At 58.4% G+C, this 16,302-nt stretch carries 19 protein-coding genes and 1 tRNA gene; 17 read left to right on the top strand and 3 right to left on the bottom strand.

Annotation, left to right across the window (positions count from 1 at the left end; genetic code table 11):
- Positions 1-7 precede the first annotated feature (7 nt).
- The gene (gene folP, locus M504_RS09960) at positions 8-925 is read right to left on the bottom strand and encodes a dihydropteroate synthase (RefSeq protein ID WP_232296234.1); all 918 of its coding nucleotides are present in this window, start codon (positions 923-925) and stop codon (positions 8-10) included.
- 61 nt (positions 926-986) lie between these two features.
- Between folP and dacB the strand changes: the two genes are divergently transcribed.
- Together dacB and M504_RS09950 are read left to right on the top strand one after the other, a co-directional pair.
- A complete protein-coding gene (dacB, locus tag M504_RS09955; protein ID WP_047490737.1) occupies positions 987-2,612 on the top strand; it encodes a D-alanyl-D-alanine carboxypeptidase/D-alanyl-D-alanine-endopeptidase in 1,626 nt (541 codons plus the stop codon).
- 35 nt (positions 2,613-2,647) lie between these two features.
- Positions 2,648-3,340: an SGNH/GDSL hydrolase family protein gene (locus tag M504_RS09950; protein WP_052200597.1), complete on the top strand. Its 693-nt coding sequence runs from the start codon at positions 2,648-2,650 to the stop codon at positions 3,338-3,340.
- Positions 3,341-3,346: 6 nt separating this feature from the next.
- Here M504_RS09950 and M504_RS09945 read toward each other — a convergent pair whose 3' ends face one another.
- The gene (locus M504_RS09945) at positions 3,347-3,904 is read right to left on the bottom strand and encodes an HdeD family acid-resistance protein (RefSeq protein ID WP_047490733.1); all 558 of its coding nucleotides are present in this window, start codon (positions 3,902-3,904) and stop codon (positions 3,347-3,349) included.
- A 76-nt stretch (positions 3,905-3,980) separates the two neighbouring features.
- Here M504_RS09945 and M504_RS09940 point away from each other — a divergent pair, with 76 nt between their 5' ends.
- The 7 genes from M504_RS09940 (at position 3,981) to M504_RS09915 (ending at position 10,430) form a co-directional block, all read left to right on the top strand.
- Positions 3,981-4,607, top strand: a complete 627-nt coding sequence (locus M504_RS09940; RefSeq protein ID WP_047490730.1) for an HD domain-containing protein — start codon at positions 3,981-3,983, stop codon at positions 4,605-4,607.
- 158 nt (positions 4,608-4,765) lie between these two features.
- Positions 4,766-6,706 (top strand): DUF5715 family protein, encoded by a 1,941-nt coding sequence (locus M504_RS09935; protein ID WP_047490727.1) that lies wholly within the window; start codon positions 4,766-4,768, stop codon positions 6,704-6,706.
- A gap of 3 nt (positions 6,707-6,709) precedes the next feature.
- Positions 6,710-7,222 carry an acyltransferase gene (locus tag M504_RS22520; protein WP_232296233.1) on the top strand — a complete coding sequence of 171 codons (513 nt, stop codon included), beginning with the start codon at positions 6,710-6,712 and terminating at the stop codon, positions 7,220-7,222.
- 36 nt (positions 7,223-7,258) lie between these two features.
- Complete coding sequence (locus M504_RS22515; protein WP_232296232.1) at positions 7,259-7,912, top strand: acyltransferase family protein; 654 nt, start codon at positions 7,259-7,261, stop codon at positions 7,910-7,912.
- Positions 7,913-7,953: 41 nt separating this feature from the next.
- A complete protein-coding gene (locus tag M504_RS09925; RefSeq protein ID WP_047490722.1) occupies positions 7,954-8,724 on the top strand; it encodes a YIP1 family protein in 771 nt (256 codons plus the stop codon).
- A 57-nt stretch (positions 8,725-8,781) separates the two neighbouring features.
- Positions 8,782-9,843 (top strand): YheT family hydrolase, encoded by a 1,062-nt coding sequence (locus M504_RS09920; RefSeq protein ID WP_047490719.1) that lies wholly within the window; start codon positions 8,782-8,784, stop codon positions 9,841-9,843.
- Positions 9,837-10,430, top strand: a complete 594-nt coding sequence (locus M504_RS09915; RefSeq protein ID WP_047490715.1) for a hypothetical protein — start codon at positions 9,837-9,839, stop codon at positions 10,428-10,430. The genes M504_RS09920 and M504_RS09915 overlap by 7 nt, the downstream gene beginning before the upstream one ends.
- 4 nt (positions 10,431-10,434) lie before the next feature.
- Here M504_RS09915 and M504_RS09910 read toward each other — a convergent pair whose 3' ends face one another.
- Positions 10,435-10,764 (bottom strand): CsbD family protein, encoded by a 330-nt coding sequence (locus M504_RS09910; RefSeq protein WP_047490712.1) that lies wholly within the window; start codon positions 10,762-10,764, stop codon positions 10,435-10,437.
- A gap of 83 nt (positions 10,765-10,847) precedes the next feature.
- Here M504_RS09910 and M504_RS09905 point away from each other — a divergent pair, with 83 nt between their 5' ends.
- The 8 genes from M504_RS09905 to rplI all read left to right on the top strand — a co-directional run bounded on the left by M504_RS09905 (position 10,848) and on the right by rplI (position 16,293).
- Entirely contained in the window at positions 10,848-11,876 is a 1,029-nt protein-coding gene (locus M504_RS09905; RefSeq protein WP_047490708.1) for a 4-(cytidine 5'-diphospho)-2-C-methyl-D-erythritol kinase, read from the top strand.
- A 110-nt stretch (positions 11,877-11,986) separates the two neighbouring features.
- A tRNA-Gln gene (locus M504_RS09900) sits at positions 11,987-12,060 on the top strand.
- A gap of 105 nt (positions 12,061-12,165) precedes the next feature.
- Complete coding sequence (locus tag M504_RS09895; RefSeq protein ID WP_047490704.1) at positions 12,166-13,251, top strand: ribose-phosphate pyrophosphokinase; 1,086 nt, start codon at positions 12,166-12,168, stop codon at positions 13,249-13,251.
- A gap of 117 nt (positions 13,252-13,368) precedes the next feature.
- The gene (locus M504_RS09890; RefSeq protein WP_047490700.1) at positions 13,369-14,019 is read left to right on the top strand and encodes a 50S ribosomal protein L25; all 651 of its coding nucleotides are present in this window, start codon (positions 13,369-13,371) and stop codon (positions 14,017-14,019) included.
- A 64-nt stretch (positions 14,020-14,083) separates the two neighbouring features.
- On the top strand, positions 14,084-14,683 hold the full coding sequence (pth, locus tag M504_RS09885; protein WP_047490697.1) for an aminoacyl-tRNA hydrolase: 600 nt from the start codon (positions 14,084-14,086) through the stop codon (positions 14,681-14,683).
- 90 nt (positions 14,684-14,773) lie between these two features.
- Positions 14,774-15,247, top strand: coding sequence for a 30S ribosomal protein S6 (rpsF, locus tag M504_RS09880; RefSeq protein WP_047490695.1), 474 nt, complete (start codon positions 14,774-14,776; stop codon positions 15,245-15,247).
- Between the two features lie 146 nt (positions 15,248-15,393).
- Entirely contained in the window at positions 15,394-15,711 is a 318-nt protein-coding gene (gene rpsR / locus M504_RS09875; RefSeq protein ID WP_047494348.1) for a 30S ribosomal protein S18, read from the top strand.
- A 78-nt stretch (positions 15,712-15,789) separates the two neighbouring features.
- A complete protein-coding gene (gene rplI, locus M504_RS09870) occupies positions 15,790-16,293 on the top strand; it encodes a 50S ribosomal protein L9 (RefSeq protein WP_047490692.1) in 504 nt (167 codons plus the stop codon).
- The last annotated feature ends 9 nt before the right edge of the window (positions 16,294-16,302 follow it).

The following is a 16,302-nucleotide window of genomic DNA, read 5'->3' as shown; positions in this document are numbered from 1 at the left end:
TCACAGTTCAGAACGCAGCTTCGCGGACGGCGTCTGTAACGACCATGGCTTCGCGTGTGCGTCGAATATCGTGAACACGAACGATGTGTGCTCCGGCAAGCGCGGCAATCACATTTGCCGCAGCAGTAGCTTTGTCGCGCAGATGCGGTGCCGGTGCCTCGCCGCCATTGGTCTTTCGCAGTACGTCGCCAAGGAACCCTTTGCGTGAAAGCCCTGCCAGTAGAGGAAAACCTAGCTCCTGAAGTCGATCCATCTCGTGCAGCAGGGTCCAGTTTTCATTCCCGACCTTGCCGAAGCCGAATCCCGGATCAAGAACGATGCTGGAGCGTTCGCATCCCGCAAGCATCAGGCGCGACGCTGTTTCGCGAAGCTCTGCCAATACCATAGGGGCAATCTGGTGCGGCTCGAGTGGCGCTTGTTTCGCCCATTCAGAGGGTAGACCGCGTGTGTGCATGGCGACGACGCCGCAGCGTAACTCTGCGCACATGGCAGCCATCTCGCGATCCCAGAGCATCCCGCTGACGTCGTTCACAATTTCTGCACCCGCTTCCATGGCAAGCCGCGCTGTGGATGCGCGGTAGGTGTCCACGGAGATGATCGTGCCGGGCCGGGCGTGCATAAGATGGCGAATCAGCGGCAGGACGCGTTCCTGCTCCACGCCTGCGTTTACGGCATCAGGTGTGCCTGCTGCCGTGCCGGGGCGAGTGGATTCGCCGCCAATGTCGATGATGTCGGCGCCGTGATCCAACATGTGGAAAGCATGTTGCAGTGCGGAACTGAGAGAGACATACTCACCGCCATCCGAGAAGGAATCAGGCGTGACATTGAGGATGCCCATAACCAGCGTGCGTTTGCCCAGTTGCAAGGTGCGCGTGCGCAGTTTCCACTCGTATTGAATGCGGGGTGCGATCTGCATCGTTGCCATTGTAGAAAATGCTTCAGCCTTCTGCCCGCGGAAACCCGCCATAGGCTGTACACTCAGCCGCATGAGATCCCGGTTTCTGCCTGTACTGTTGCTTTCTGTGTCGATTGCGTCAGCCTGCGCGCAGACGCAGGCGTTGTCCACGTATGACGGTCTTCCGCTGGCGGAACGCGTGCAGCGCATCACGAGCGAGCCGAATGTGGTGCGCGCGCACTGGGGTGTGCGTGTGACGAAGATGGATGGCACGCCTGTGTTCACGATGAACGATGTGCAATTGTTTCAGCCAGCGTCGAATGCGAAGCTATTCACCACTGCTACGGCGATGGCGTTGCTTGGTGCAGATACCACCTTTGAAACGCGCGTGATTGCGAGTCCTCTCAAGCCGATCCACGAGGGCAACCTGGATGGTGATCTAGAACTCGTCGGTGATGGCGATCCGAATCTCTCAGGGACCACGCTGCCGCATCTTCCGCCCGCACAGAGGCCGAAGGTTGATCCTAATGCTCCGCCGGTTGATCCGTTGCGATACCTTGCGCAGCTTGCGGACAAAATTGCTGCGACGGGGTTGAAACATATCGCGGGCAATATTGTGGGTGATGACACGTTGTTTCCCTACGAGCCGTATCCCGAGGATTGGAGCATTGATGATGCAGTCTGGGGCTATGGTGCTCCGGTCTCTGCGCTGACCATCAATGACAACCTGATCAACATCAAGCTGAAGCCGGGTGCAAAGGTTGGCGACGCTGTCGCGTATGAGCTTTCGCCTGCGATGCCCTGGTACTCCATCGACACGGTAGATGCGAAGACAGGTGATGCGAAGAGCGGATCGCACCTGGCGATTGAGCGCATGCCGGATTCACGTAGTGTCCGAATCTACGGCACGATTGCGGTAGATAGCGAGCCGGACAACGAAGAGTTGGCAATCAACGATCCTGCGGATTATGCGGCGACTGCATTCAAGATGTTGTTGGAACAACGCGGCGTTAAGGTGGACGGCAAGCCGGTGAGCAAGCATCGGCTGCCGCAGAATGAAGGCAGTTTTACAGTGGAGGTGCGTAAGCCAGTAACGCTGCCTGCTGCGGGTGAACTGGCACATCGGCCAACAGGGCTGGTGCCTTCCGGAGCCGATCCGGCGATTCACGCCACGTTAGCATCTGTGACCTCGCAAACCATTGCGACAGACATGATGTTGACGAACAAGATTTCGCAGAACTTGCATGCGGAGATCTTCCTGCATCAACTGGGTGCGGCAATTGGCAATGGTTCCACCTTGAGCGGCGCGCGTGTGGTGCGGACGTTTATGACGCAGCGTGCGGGCGTGGACCCGGAAGACTTTATCTTCTTCGACGGCTCGGGGTTGAGCGGGCATGATCTTGTCACCCCGCGTGCCATCACTACGCTGCTTCAATACTCGGCCACACAGCCCTGGTTTGCGACATGGAAAGCCACGCTGCCTGTCGGCGGTGAAGATGGAACGTTGCGCGCTCGTTTTCCCGGTGCGCCCATGAAAGACCATGTGTTCGCGAAGACGGGAACGCTGAGCGAGGCGCGTGCGTTGTCAGGCTATATTGATTGCGCCAGTGGGCAGACACTCATCTTTTCTGTGATGGTGAATGCGCATACGCCTCGTACTAGCGACGACATGAAAGCGATGGACAGGATCGTGTCTGCGATTGCTGCCACGAATTGACGAGTCAATGCAGTTGCCAGCAGTGACGTAGGAATGTGACCATCATCCGCATGAAGTTGACGCCGCATGTTCTTGCTCTGTGTCTTACCTTTCCTGTCGCCGTGAACGCGCAGGCAAAACATACGCCTGATCTGCGCACGGAGAAGATTGAGTGGACGTGGGCCGATCGCCCTGAATCGCCAAATCCCGCGCTACCGAATGTTCTGCTGCTGGGCGATTCCATTACGCGTGCCTACTATCCTGCAACCGCGAAGGCGCTGGACGGAGTTGCGAATGTGTATCTGTTCGCTACTTCTGCGTGCAGCGCTGACCCTCGTTATGCCGGGCAGTTGAAGGACTACGTGGCACTTGCTGCGGTGCCGTTCGCGGTGGTGCATTTCAATAACGGCATGCACGGATGGCGATTTACTGAGGCTGAGTATGCGGCATCGCTGCCGGGTGTCGTCAGCACGTTGAAGAAGCTACAGCCGCAGGCGCATCTCGTATGGACGAACACCACGCCTGTTCGCAAAGACTCGGATACTGGTGCAACAAATGCTCGCATTGACCAGCGCAATCGTGATGCGGCGCAGGCGATGCAGCGGCTTGCCATTGCCACCGATGATCAACATACGTTGATGCTGTCGCACACAGACATGCATGCAGACGATGTTCACTGGAATACGGCAGGCAGCGACCTGCAGGCAGAACAGGTCGCTGTGTCGATACGAAAACAGCTAGGCCACTGAGGCTGGTTAGACCGTTGCAGTCCTGTAGGCGCGTTTCACGCTCAGCAGCAACAGCAGACGTGAGAATCCGGTAAACAGAATCGAGAAGCCCAACAGCGTGCCGATGACCCACGTGGCGGCTGCAAGAACATGCGCCCAGATGATGCCGGCAAGCACCAACGAGATGATGCCATCGAGCAGCAACCATCCGGAGCCGGGTATGCGTCGAGCCGCAAGTCCGCCCACCAGTTCCGTTGCGCCTTTAATGAGGAGGTATGCACCCAGAATGGCCGTAAGCCCCACCAGTCCGGCCAGCGGATGCATCAGCGTGTAGACGCCGCAGAAGAGATAGATGAGAGCGACGAAGAATTCCCAGATGTGTGCACCCAAACCGCGCACCTGCCATCCGAGCACCAGGTGAAGGAATCCCACCAGGATCAAGCCCCACCCGAAAATGGCTGCCACCGCCACGCCTGCGAGCAGAGGCATGGCTAGGGCCAGAAGTCCCACCACAATCATCAGCACGCTGATGACGATGGAGACACCATGAGAACGTTCCGTTGCGACAACACCCGTTTCAGCCATATCAAAACTCCTCCCCGCCCTCATGGTGTCCCTTCCGGCGGCACAAGTCCACCGGAAAAACATGTAGTCTGCAGCGATGGAAACCTTTGAGACATACCAGGGCTGGCGCGGTGCGCTGGTGAAGCGCATTCGCACGGAGGCCCTGCCCCCGGAAAAGTTCTCGCACCAGGCGCGGCTCTATGCGCTGACTCAGGAGATTGCTGCCAGCTTTACCGAGCCGGTGGATGATGACGTCTTGTTTGGCGCAACGTGGGTACATGACCTCGGGGTATTTCTTGGCCACAGGCCTTCGGAGCCGGAGGCGTTGAAGCGGTGGAACTCCACGGCCTATACCGTGGCGCACGCAGGCGAAGTTCTGCGCGAATGTGGATTTCCGGAAGAGAAGATCGCGGCTGTGATTGAGTGCATTCGCACGCATGAGGCGTATGGCGAACCCACCACGGTGGAGGGGACGATTCTTCGGGATGCCGACCTGTTGGAGCAACTGGGCGCAGTGGCGGTAATGCGGACGACGGCAAAGATAGAGCAGGACACGCGCTTCATCACGTTTGCCGATGCGGCACGCTCGCTGGATAAGGCTCTGGCTACGGTTCCCCCGCAGATCCGGTTAGGGAAAACGAAGGAGCTTGCCGAGCCACGCATCGCTGCGTTGCGAAGCTTCCTGGATTCACTCCAACAGGAGTCGGGCGGCTTGCTGGACTAACGGCGTTAGGTCCTTCACAGAAACAGCACAGGCTCAACGGTCTGACGGTTGCACCTTTCGGAATGGATGCGCCAATTTCCTCCCCGTAACAAACTGGTAACGACTCACGACAGTCACTTATGGGAATCGCGGGACGCGCCTAGTCTGAAGGGGCTCTGATGTTTGATTCTCCGCGGCCAGCCAACGGCATGCCCGCGACCCCCAACGGAACCGTCTCCCGCTCTCTTTCGGTGCGCACGGTGGCGCTTGCCCTTGCGGCAACGCTGCTGCCCACCCTGAGTTATGCTGCCACCCGCCACACCGCCGCTCATCCTGCTGCAAAGCAGGTAAAGGTTGCGCCTGCCCATGCGACAACTGCCAAGTCTGTAAAGCCCCATCGCACTACGGAGCTTGAGCGTGCGGCAGCAACTTCGCGTAAACCCGCGAAGGGCCGTGCTGCGAAGCCTGAAGCTGCTGCGAAACCTGAAGTGGCTGTAAAGCGTCCCGTCGGACGTGAAGCCATTGAGGCTGCGCGTGCCGAAGTGCGAGGTGCACATACAGCGGTGCAGAAGAAGTCTGCCCCGGTAGTCGAGCCCCCCACCCACAAGGCGATAGCACCGGTAGAAGAGGCGAGCGCCGACCGGGCGACGCAGGACCGCGTGCATGCCTGGTACAAATCGCATTCCGCAGCATCCTCTGACGAAACAGTAGATGCTGCACCTGCGAAGCCAGCAATGGCGAAGGCAAAGCCGGTGAAGGCTGTTGTCGCACCTGATCTCGCAACTACGGCACACAAGGCCACGGTCGAGGACTTTGATCGCGCGCTGGAACAGCAGCGGCAGGCCATCCGTACGGCGCAGGCGCAGAACATGGCGCGCACTACGGATGACGATGATGCTGCCGAGGCCGCCACGCAGATTCCGCGTACAGCTCCTACAGCGCGTGTTGCTGCGCCATTTGTTCATGGTGATTTGCTGGCTCAGGCTGCGGACGATCAGCCCGGTTCGTTGCCGGTGCAGGCGTCGCTTCCCGCCTCCAAACTGGACCGCCATCTGGAGAAGCATCCCGATACCAAGCCCGATGCGGAAGTGCTGGCAAAGACAGCAGACGCGCTGGACTTGGCGTCGCCGTCGCGCGTTCGTGTGATTGCAGCGGAGACGGCGTCGGCCGATGTGCCGAAGGTGAATCTGCCGAAACCGATTTCCATTCGTAAGGATGCTGCTCCTGCAGTCGCCGCGGTGAAGGCAGCGGCGAAGAAGCCAGACCTGGATCCGCAAACGGCGCAGGCGCTTACTGATGCCACGTTTGACGACGACAACGATACTCCAGCGGAAACCACTCGTAGCGCCAAGGCTGCGCCAGTTGTGCGTCGCGCTGTCGTTGCCAGTGATGAGGATGCGGCAGATGCAGCCGTGATCCCTGCGGTCAAAGTTGATCTTTACGACACCAACGGACGCATCAAGATGTTGCCCGCGATGAAGGGCAGCCACGAAATCTTGGTGCACCAGAACCAAATGGCCGTTGCTGATGGTCTGGATCGCATTGAAGATGACGATCAGCTTCAGCAGATGCGGCATTACAAACTGTTGGTGTCGCTGCCGAACAACGAATCCATCATGGTGAATGACACCATGCCCACGAACCGCCGCTATGCGCGTCCGTGGACGGTTCGTTTTCTGAACGATCTTTCGCGTGCGCACTATGCACGCTTCCATACGCCGCTGGTCATCACGTCTGCCGTGCGTACTGTTGAGTTTCAGAAGCACCTGGTCCGCATCAACGGCAATGCCGCGCCGCCTACCGGCGATGTTGCTTCGCCACATCTTTACGGACAGGCCATTGACCTGGGCAAGCGCGGCATGAGCATGACGGAAATTGCATGGATGCGCGCATACCTGACGCCGGTGGAGTCCACTGGAAAGGTGGATGTGGAGGAGGAGTTCCAGCAGGCCTGCTTCCACATCAGCGTGTATCGCCGCTACCTGGGCTTGCCGCAGAAGAAGAACGCGCCCGCGCCGGATGCATTGCCGCAGCGCAAGATGGAACTGGTAAAGGCTTCACCGGCACCGTCCAGGCGTCGTCGTCATATCTCTGCGTTGCTCGCTGCAGGAGTTCGCTAGAGCTTGCCACAAGCTGAGGCGCCGTCCGCAACTCAACGCTTTGACGGCGTGGACGTTCTGCGCGGTATCTCCATCGCGGCGGTAGTGCTGCACCACTTTTACCTGCGTATGTTGTTCTCGGGGCACGCCCTCAGATCGGTGATGCCAGCGACGCTGTTCCGACTCCTGTACGTAAACGGTGGCAATGCTGTCACCGTCTTCTTCGCCGTCTCTGGTTTCTTGATCACGTACATTTCGCTGCGCCGCTTCGGATCGCTCGCGGACCTGAAGCCGCGCATCTTTTACCGCATCCGATTTGCTCGCATTGCGCCGCTGTTGCTGGCGCTCCTTGTTGTTTTGAGCGTCCTTCACCTGCTGCATGTGGACGGTTTCGTTATCTCGCCGAAGCGTGGAACGCTGTTGCGCGCTCTCACTGCGGCGCTGACGTTTCATCTGAACTGGTTTGAGGCAAGTCACGGCTACCTGCCAGCGAACTGGGACGTGCTGTGGTCACTCTCGATCGAGGAGATGTTCTAACTCTTCTTTCCCATCGCCTGCGTGATGGTGTGGCACATGCGCCGCGGCGGTATGGCGTTACTGTGTTTCTTGTTGGCTGTACTCGTCGTGCTCGGACCCATGGGCCGCACTATCTGGGCTGCGACAGAACTTGAGGCTGAAAAATCTTATCTCGGCGGTATGGGGTCCATTGCAATGGGCTGCCTTACCGCCCTTCTGCTGAGGCGCTTGCAGACGTGCAACATGATGCCCTCACCCAGCCGGTTGTTGGCGTTGGCATGGAGTGGTGTGGTCGTTATGCTCGTCGCGATGCCGCCGTTTCCGCTGGGCCAGTGGCATCGCTTTCTTGCCATGACAGATCTGGATAACTCGCTGCTCACGTTGGGCACCTGTATGGTCATCCTTGGATTGGTGGGCCGCAATCGTGCGGGTTGGCGATGGGTAGTGCCGATCCGATGGCTGGGCCAACTGAGCTATGAGGTCTACCTGACGCACGAATTTATCGTCATCGGCATCGCTCTGCTGGCGTTGCGTGTTGGAAGGCAGACCGGCAAAGGCCTGGGGTTCGGTATGTTCGCGTGGAGCCTGGTCGCGTTACTGCTCAGCTCCGCCCTCGGATGGCTCGTTGCTACCTATTTTTCTGAGCCCATGAATCGTCGTCTTCGCGGCGCTCCACATCCTGTGGAACTTAGGGCTCTCCCCGAGCGTTGATAGAGGGTACAATCCTCCCCACCGCATACCGGAGACGATTCATGTCCGCTTATCCTGAAGCACTGCCGCCGGGCCCCATCGATCAGTACGACAACCAGCCGCCACTCACCGCTGTTCAGCGTGTTCTGAATATTTTCTATACGCCCTCGAAGACGTTTGCGGATTTACGCCGTAATCGCTCGTGGTGGCTTGCATTTGTGGTCATGGCCCTCGTCGGTTATCTCTTCACCACGACGGCGCTGACGAAGGTAGGTCCGCGTCGTTTGGCGGAATCTTCTATTCGCAACAATCCCGCGCAGGCACAGCGGATGCAGAACGCGACGCCGGAAGGCCGGGCGCAGATGATCTCCATCACGGCCTCCATCATGCAGGTTTCGCTGTGGGCATGGCCGGTTTTCATCCTGCTCTCGGCAGCCATCGGTGCGTTGCTGTTGTGGGTTGGCTTTAACTTCATCCTTGGCGGGTCGGGCACGTATCCCGGCATGTTTGCCGTGATGATCTTCGCGTATTTACCGGGCATCTTCCGATCTCTGCTGAGTGCGGCGGTACTGCTCTTTGGCGAGACGGAAAACTTCAACCTGAATGACCCCATCGGCACCAATCCGGGTTTCTATCTTGGCTCAGACGCTTCTGTCTTCCTGAAGACTTTTCTGAGCTCGGTAGACGTCTTCTCGCTGTGGATACTGGTCCTTATGGGTATTGGCGGGGCCATTGTGGCTCGCGTAAAGGTGAAGAACGGCGTGGCGATGGTCCTGATTACATGGCTGATTTACGCGCTGGGCAAGGCCGCCATCAGCGCCGCCACGAGTTAAGACGCCCCGAAGCACACGCTCTTTGCGCAAATGTGATGCAATAAAAAAAATCGCATTTTGAACGCAACGAGTCCATTTCAACCGCGCCGCTGGCTCCGCAACGGCCACCTGCAGACGATCGCTGGCAACTTTTTGCCGCGTACGGATCGCCTGCCCGTGGCCACGACGGAACTGATTCCCGTGCCGTTGCCGCAGGAGATGCAGTTGCTGCCGGAGGCGGTGGCTCTGGATCAACGTTTGCCGAGCCGCATCCTTTGCCATTGCCATTGGCAACCAGAGCCGGAGAACCGTGTCACGGTTGTTCTGGTGCATGGTCTTGAGGGATCGTCGTATTCGCAGTATGTGGTGGGCAATGCAAACCGGCTCTTCGCTGCAGGATGCAACGTTGTCCGCATGAACATGCGTAACTGCGGCGGTACCGATGCGCTTTCGCCCACGCTGTATCACTCTGGTATGTCGGGCGATGTGAAGGCCGTGCTGGCGTGGCTCATTGCGCGTGGATGTGACCGCGTTGTTTTGGCGGGCTACAGCATGGGCGGAAACATGGTGTTGAAGGCCGTAGGAGAGCTTGCAGACGAAGCTCCGGCGCCACTGATCGGATGCGTTGCGATTTCGCCCGTGATGGATCTGGGTGAGAGCGCTGACGCTCTGCACGAGCCACAGAATCGACTTTACGAACGGCGCTTTCTGCGTGCGTTGCTGAAACGCTATCGTCTGAAGTGCCGTTTGTATCCTGCTGTATATGTGCCGGAGCTTGCGGCGCGGGTGCAATCGATTCGCGACTTCGACGAATACATCACCGGCCCGGCATGCGGTTTCACTGGCGCAAGTGACTACTATCACCGTGCTGCGTCGGCGCGTGTTTTGGACCGCATTGCTGTTCCTACACTGGTGCTGCACGCTTGCGATGATCCCTTCATCCGGTTAACTGCGGATACGCGGCAGAAGCTGCATGACAATCCGCACATCACATTGTTAGAGCCGCAGAACGGTGGCCACTGTGCCTTCCTCGAGCAACCAACGCAGGACTACGACGGCTACTACGCCGAGCGCCTGTTACTGAATTTTGTGAAAGACCGCGCTGCTGATTCGATGCGTGAGCAGGTGCCCCTATGCTGACCGACTGGAACGCCGCATGTGGCCCCGATGATCCTGTTCTGGTGGTGCCGTGGGCATCGCCGGACGGCTTGTTGCAGTGGGTGGATCTGCGCGAAGACCCATACGCCGTGAACGAGATTCCCGAGGGAGAGGATTATCCTGCCCTGCTCGCAGCTCTGCGCGCACTGAACGGTTCGCGTTCGCCGGTGTTCACCGCAAAGTGCGATGTGTGGACGATGGATGCGGAAGAGCTGGAATCTATGCGTGACGAGCTTCTGCTGGATGAAGAAGTCGCCACCGCGGGATTGGCTTCTTACATTGATCTTCTGTGGCGCGACCGAGCTATCTTTGCCTCGCGTCACCGCATGGAACAGATGCTCCATCGCCTGGATCGCATGCTCACGGAGTTGCCGTACTCGCTGGCAGCGGCGGAATTAACGATGCGTCCTGCCGTGGTGGATCTGGAAGGAACCGTCGCGGAGGGATTTGCCATAACGCTGTATGCGAAGGCCGTCGGCGTGGACGAAGCCGAAGCGGCGCAGCGGTGGGATGAGGCGTTGCGCGCCATCACCGCCACCTTCCGCAGCCGCGAGCTTGCCGGAAGCTGACACCCTACGGGCGGTTCAGGTCCTTGATGGCGTCGCTGACCACGTCCGCAGCTTTACCGGCGGCATCCTTGATGTGGCCGATCGTCTGTTTGCCGGCTCCTTCGTCGGCCAGGTCATAATTGCCGGTGATTTCGCCAAACTTCTGCTTGGCGACACCATAGATGTTCTCGCCGCTGCCCGTAACGCGCTGCTTTGCGCCCCACGCGCCGATGCGGTTTGCGGCATGTTCCACGTCGGGATCGCTGTAGCCGGTCTCAGGCTCGTTCAAAACGGCAATGACCACGGCCGCAGCGCCAACAGCCAGTCCAGCAATCAACCACGGAAAAGCTTTCATCGTAAGAATCTCCCGATTTGCTGTGATGCAGATTTTTCAACCCGCGGCAGTCGGCAGTTGCTCCCCGGTACACTCAAGAAGCAATGTCGACCACTGTCCGCTCTTACGCAAAGATCAATCTCGGCCTGCGGATCGGGCCACCGCGAGCGGACGGCTTCCACGAACTGCACACGTTGTACCAGAGCATTGGCCTTCACGACGAGGTAACGGTTACCGCGAAGGCTTCCGCAGTGACGCGTATCACCATGGATTGTAGTGACTTGCGCGTTCCTACGGATGCTCGCAACACGGCCTTTCGCACGGTGGAGATGGCTCTAGCGGCGATGGGGATCACGGCGGAAGTCCACCTGTCGCTGACAAAGAATTTGCCGGTGCAGGGTGGTTTAGGGGCCGGATCGGCCAATGCAGCAGCGGCGCTGCTAGGGCTGGAGAGGGAATTGGGCACCGCTCTGCCGGGACCGCAACGCATGTCTCTGGCTGAGCGTATCGGTTCCGATGTCCCGCTATTTCTTTTAGGTGGAACAGTTTACGGACACAATCGGGGACAGATTGTGGTTCCCTACCCCGACCTTCCAGCGATGCATTGCGTGGTTTTCGCACCGACCGTCGGATCCAGCACTCCGCTGGCGTTTAAGGCTTGGGACGAGCAGGTTTCTCGATTGACCCCCGAAGCCGCGCAGGATAGACTTGATGAGTTGAGCCGCGTCTACGCGTCCGCATTCGCCTGTACGGGAGCAGACAGTCAGACCGGCGCCTCCGGTGCTTTCGGGGCACTCGATGGAGCAGATGGCTCCATTCGATCCGGAAGCCTGGCCGGGAATCCTCTTCCTGCGCTTGTCCGTACCGGGATTGCGAACGACTTCGAAGAGGTCGTGTTTCAGCAACATCCCTTCCTGCGCGACATTCTGCATGCCCTCAAGGGCGATGAGACTCTCGGGGAATCGTCTGCCGTGATGGCGGCGCTTTCCGGCTCCGGTTCGTCTTTGTTTGGTCTTTACCGGACGGAAGCAGACGCGGAAGCGGCACAGGCACGCACCACGGAGTATGCAGGACGGTCTTTTCGGACCATCACCCTGACTCGCAATGCGTATTGGAGTTCCATGTTCGTCTGAAGCAGACAGCTTCCGGCGGATTGCGGCAAATCGCCGGGGTTGCCGGGCCCATGTCTTTAGTACACTGGATCTGGCAGAGTTCCCAACGCCAAACGGCGGGACGGACTTTTTGGGCGATCGACTAATGGTAGGTCAAGTGCCTTTGACGCACTTTGTCTAGGTTCGAATCCTAGTCGCCCAGCCATCAAGCGTCGATGCTCCCCAGCGGCAGAGTTCTACGAGAGGGGGCAGAGGCAGGACAATCCGGCAGAACCAACCAACGCTAAACGGCTTGGAGGCTCGTACCGCAGTGACCGCACCCGAATCCATGTCAATCGCCGCAACCGCTACCCCCGCAACCACAGAACCCATCACCGACCGCGCAACATTGATTGCTGCAGGCGGTGCCGCAAAGCAGCCGGCTCCGGAGAAGAAGCGTTCCAGCCGCCTGGCGGATGATCGCCGCTTCAAGATTTTTTGTGGCTCCGCGAACAAGGCTCTGTGCGAAGAAGTCTGCCAGTTCCTGGGAGTGCCCATGGGACAGACCAAGCTCATCAGTTTTTCGGATGGCGAAATCCATTTCCAGTTGCTGGAAAACGTGCGTGGCGCGGATGTATTCCTCGTGCAGCCGACCTGCGCTCCCGTTGAACGCCACATCCTGGAACTGCTGATCATGATTGACGCGCTGAAGCGCGCATCGGCAGGCCGCATCACCGTGGTGATTCCGTACTACGGCTACGCTCGCCAGGATCGTAAGGATCGTCCGCGTGTTGCCATCACATCGAAGCTGGTGGCTGACCTGTTGCAGACGGCGGGTGCGAACCGTGCATTGCTGGTCGACCTGCACGCGGCGCAGATTCAGGGTTTCTTCAACATCCCGGTGGATCATCTGTTCGCATCGCCGGTTCTGGTTGGCTACTTCCGCGATCTGAACCTGCCGAACCTGACCGTGGTTTCGCCGGACGCTGGCGGTGTGGAACGCGCACGCTTCTTCGCTACGAAGCTGGGCGTGCCGCTGGCCATTGTGGACAAACGTCGTACGGATATCAACGTGACCGAAGTGATGAATGTGATCGGCGATGTGAAAGGTCGCACCTGCATCATTCTGGATGACATTGTGGATACCGCTGGAACGCTCACCAAGACGGTGGATGCTCTGCTGGCGAATGGTGCAACAGACGTTTATGCCTGCGCATCGCACGCAGTGTTGTCTGGCCCCGCGGTGGAACGCATTAAGAACAGCAACCTGAAGGAACTGGTTGTGACCAACACCATTCCGCTCTCAGAAGAGGCGGCGCAGGTGGACAAGATTAAGGTGCTTTCAGTGGCAGGCCTGTTGGGTCGTGCCATTGAGAGCATTCACATGGAGACGAGCGTTTCAACACTCTTCTCATAAGTTTGCTACTTAGCTTTTTGCTGAGTGGTGCAACACAAACGAAGTAACTACAGACAAGCTGCACTTCAAGTGTGGCGAAGGGATTAGCTGGAAGACAGCGCGGCCCGAAAGGAAAACATGGCAAACACAGAAGCAGTAAAGGCAACACTTCGCTCAGGTAAGTTCAACAAGAATGCAGCGCGTCGCGTACGCGTGGCCGGTCAGATTCCCGCCGTTGTGTACGGTGCGGGACAGGAGTCGGTTGCAATTGCTCTGGACCCCAAGGTGATCACGAAGATTCTGCACTCGGAATCGGGCCACAACACGATTTTCGACCTGGATGTCGAAGGCGGCTCTGCTGCAAAGGCGATGATCGTGGATTGGCAGTACGAGCCGATCAAGGGCAAGCTGCTGCACGTTGACCTGAAGCGTATTGCGATGGATAAGGCTATGCGCGTTAGCGTTCCGGTCATGCTGGAAGGCGTACCGACGGGCGTGAAGAACAGCGGCGGCATCCTGGATCAGTTGCTGCGCGAAGTGGAACTGGAGTGCCTGCCGGGCGATATCCCGTCGCACATCGACGTGGACGTCAGCGGTCTGGAGCTGCATGCTTCGATCCACGTGTCGGATCTGCCGCACGCTGGTAAGTACAAGTTCCTGGTTCCGGAAGACACGATGGTTGCTCACGTGACGATCATCAAGGAAGTTGCACCGGCTGAGCCCACTCCTGCTGCAGAGCCGGAAGTGACGAAGGGCGCAACGAAGGCTGCCGAACCGGCAAAGAAGTAACTGCCTCAGTCTTAGTACTAAGTCTTAGTACTAAGACTCTGTACTAAGACTGGAGCTAGCGACCGTGAAGCTGATTGTGGGACTTGGGAATCCTGGCCCGGAGTATGCTTTCACGCCGCACAATGCGGGATTTCTCGCCATCGATCGCATCGCAGAAGATCGCGGTGCGATGGTGGTGAACCGGCGCAGTAAGGCACTTACCGGCAAGGCAATCATCGCCGGAGAAGAGTGCTTGCTGATAAAGCCGGAAACCTTCATGAATCTGAGTGGCCTTGCAGTCGCTCCGCTGGTGAAGGAATACGAGCTGGACCCGGCGAAAGACGTGATCGTGCTGTATGACGAACTGGCCTTTCCACTGGGCGAGCTTCGGCTGCGACCTAACGGCAGCAGTAACGGGCACAATGGTGTGAAGTCCATCACCGGAACGCTCGGAACAGAAGATTGGATTCGCATCCGGATTGGAGTGGGGAAACCCACACTGGCGGATGGCCGCGAGATCAAGGCAGGGGGCAGGGATTACCTACTAACCCCCATGCGCAAGACAGAACTCGCGGTGATGGATGAAGTACTCGATTGTGCAGCACGGGCAGTCGAGATGGTGGTTGGAGAGGGCATCGCAGCGGCGATGAACCGCTTCAACCAGAAAGACAGTTGTAAGTCTTAGTTGTAAGTAACTAAGAGCCTGCATACCACTTACTTTCCATACCTTCCGTTGCGAAGGTGCGGAGTTTACTCCGCAGAAAGAGAAGCAAAAATGAACCGTACGTATGAAGTGATGTACATCGTTCGCCCCGACCTGGAAGAGGCTGACCTCGACAAGTTGATCGAAGGCTTCACCGCTGTTGTAACCAATGGCGGCGGCGAAGTTTCGCAGACCGAGAAGCTCGGACGTCGCCGTCTGGCTTACATCGTCCGTAAGTTCCAGGACGGCCTGTATGTGCTGATGCACATCTCTGCTGATGGTCCGCTGGTGGCTGAGTTGGAGCGTCGTCTCCGTGTGACGGAACAGGTGATCAAGTTCATCACCGTCCGCACCGACGAAGAGAACAAGCGCCTTGCCAAGATCAAGACTCACCGCGATAGCCGCGTGAAGGTTTCCGATCAGCAGGCTGCCGCTGCTGCTGCCGCCAACGCTGCTGCTAATGCTGCGGCTGCTACTGCCGCTGCTGAAGAAGCCCCGGCTGCAGCTGTGGAAGCTCCGGTTGAGACCGAGACTGCTGCTGTCTAAGTCAGCCTGTTAAGTTTCTGGTTCCGGTAACTACGGAACTTAGAAGTTTGGTTAAGTACCTGCGACGATCTGCTTCCGCATGACCATGGGATTCAATGCAATCCCGGAGCATGACGTCGCCGAACCCGATGAAAGGATTGGCAACAATGGCTGACGAAACCAGCACCCCTAGCACTCCGACTTCCTCCGCTCCGGCGCAGGGTGGATCGCGTCCTCCCCGTCCGGCGGGCGGCCCCGGTGGCCGCAAGTTCTTCCGTCGCAAGAAGGTTTGCAAGTTCTGCGTAGAGAAGATTGACAACATCAGCTACCGCGACGTTCGCCTGCTGCAGGGCTTCGTGGCAGAGCGTGGCAAGATCACGCCGCGTCGTCTGACCGGTGTCTGCACCACGCACCAGCGCCAGCTCTCGCAGGCCATCAAGCAGTCGCGTAACATCGCCCTGCTGCCGTTTGCCGCGAAGTACTAAGTCGAACTTACTCAGCGTGACTTAGAGTAAGTCGCGCTCCACCGGATAGCGCTCGGCGCATCCGCAAGGAGAAAGAACATGGAAGTCATTCTGAAAGAAGACGTCGAAAGCCTCGGTCATCGTGGCGACGTCGTAAAGGTTGCAAACGGCTACGGCCGCAACTACTTGCTGCCGCAGCACCTGGCAATTGAAGCCACCGCTGGCAACAAGGCAGTCATCAAGCAGATGCAGGAATCCGCTGCACGCAAGGCAGCCAAGGACAAGGCTGTTGCGCTGGAGCAGGCAGAGAAGCTGAACGCTGTCGAAATCACGTTCGAGCGCAAGGTTGGCGCGAACGATGTATTGTTCGGTTCCGTCACCTCGGCTGACATTGCTGCTGAGCTTGCAAAGCAGGGCTACGAGATCGATCGCCGCAAGGTGCACCTGGAAGAGCCGCTGAAGCAGATTGGCGAGTTCCACGTGTCGGTGAAGATCTTCCGTGAGGTTTCGGCCCACGTGAAGGTCACCGTCAAGAGCGACGATCCCAACTACGTCCCCAGCGCTGCTGTTGTCGCTGAGGAAGAGACTGTAACCGAAGAGTAGTTTTCCAAC

It is taken from the genome of Terriglobus sp. TAA 43 (genome assembly GCF_000800015.1).
Taxonomy (GTDB): Bacteria; Acidobacteriota; Terriglobia; order Terriglobales; family Acidobacteriaceae; genus Terriglobus.
Note: the sequence above shows the minus strand (reverse complement) of the source record. Positions and strands in the feature narration are given on the sequence as shown.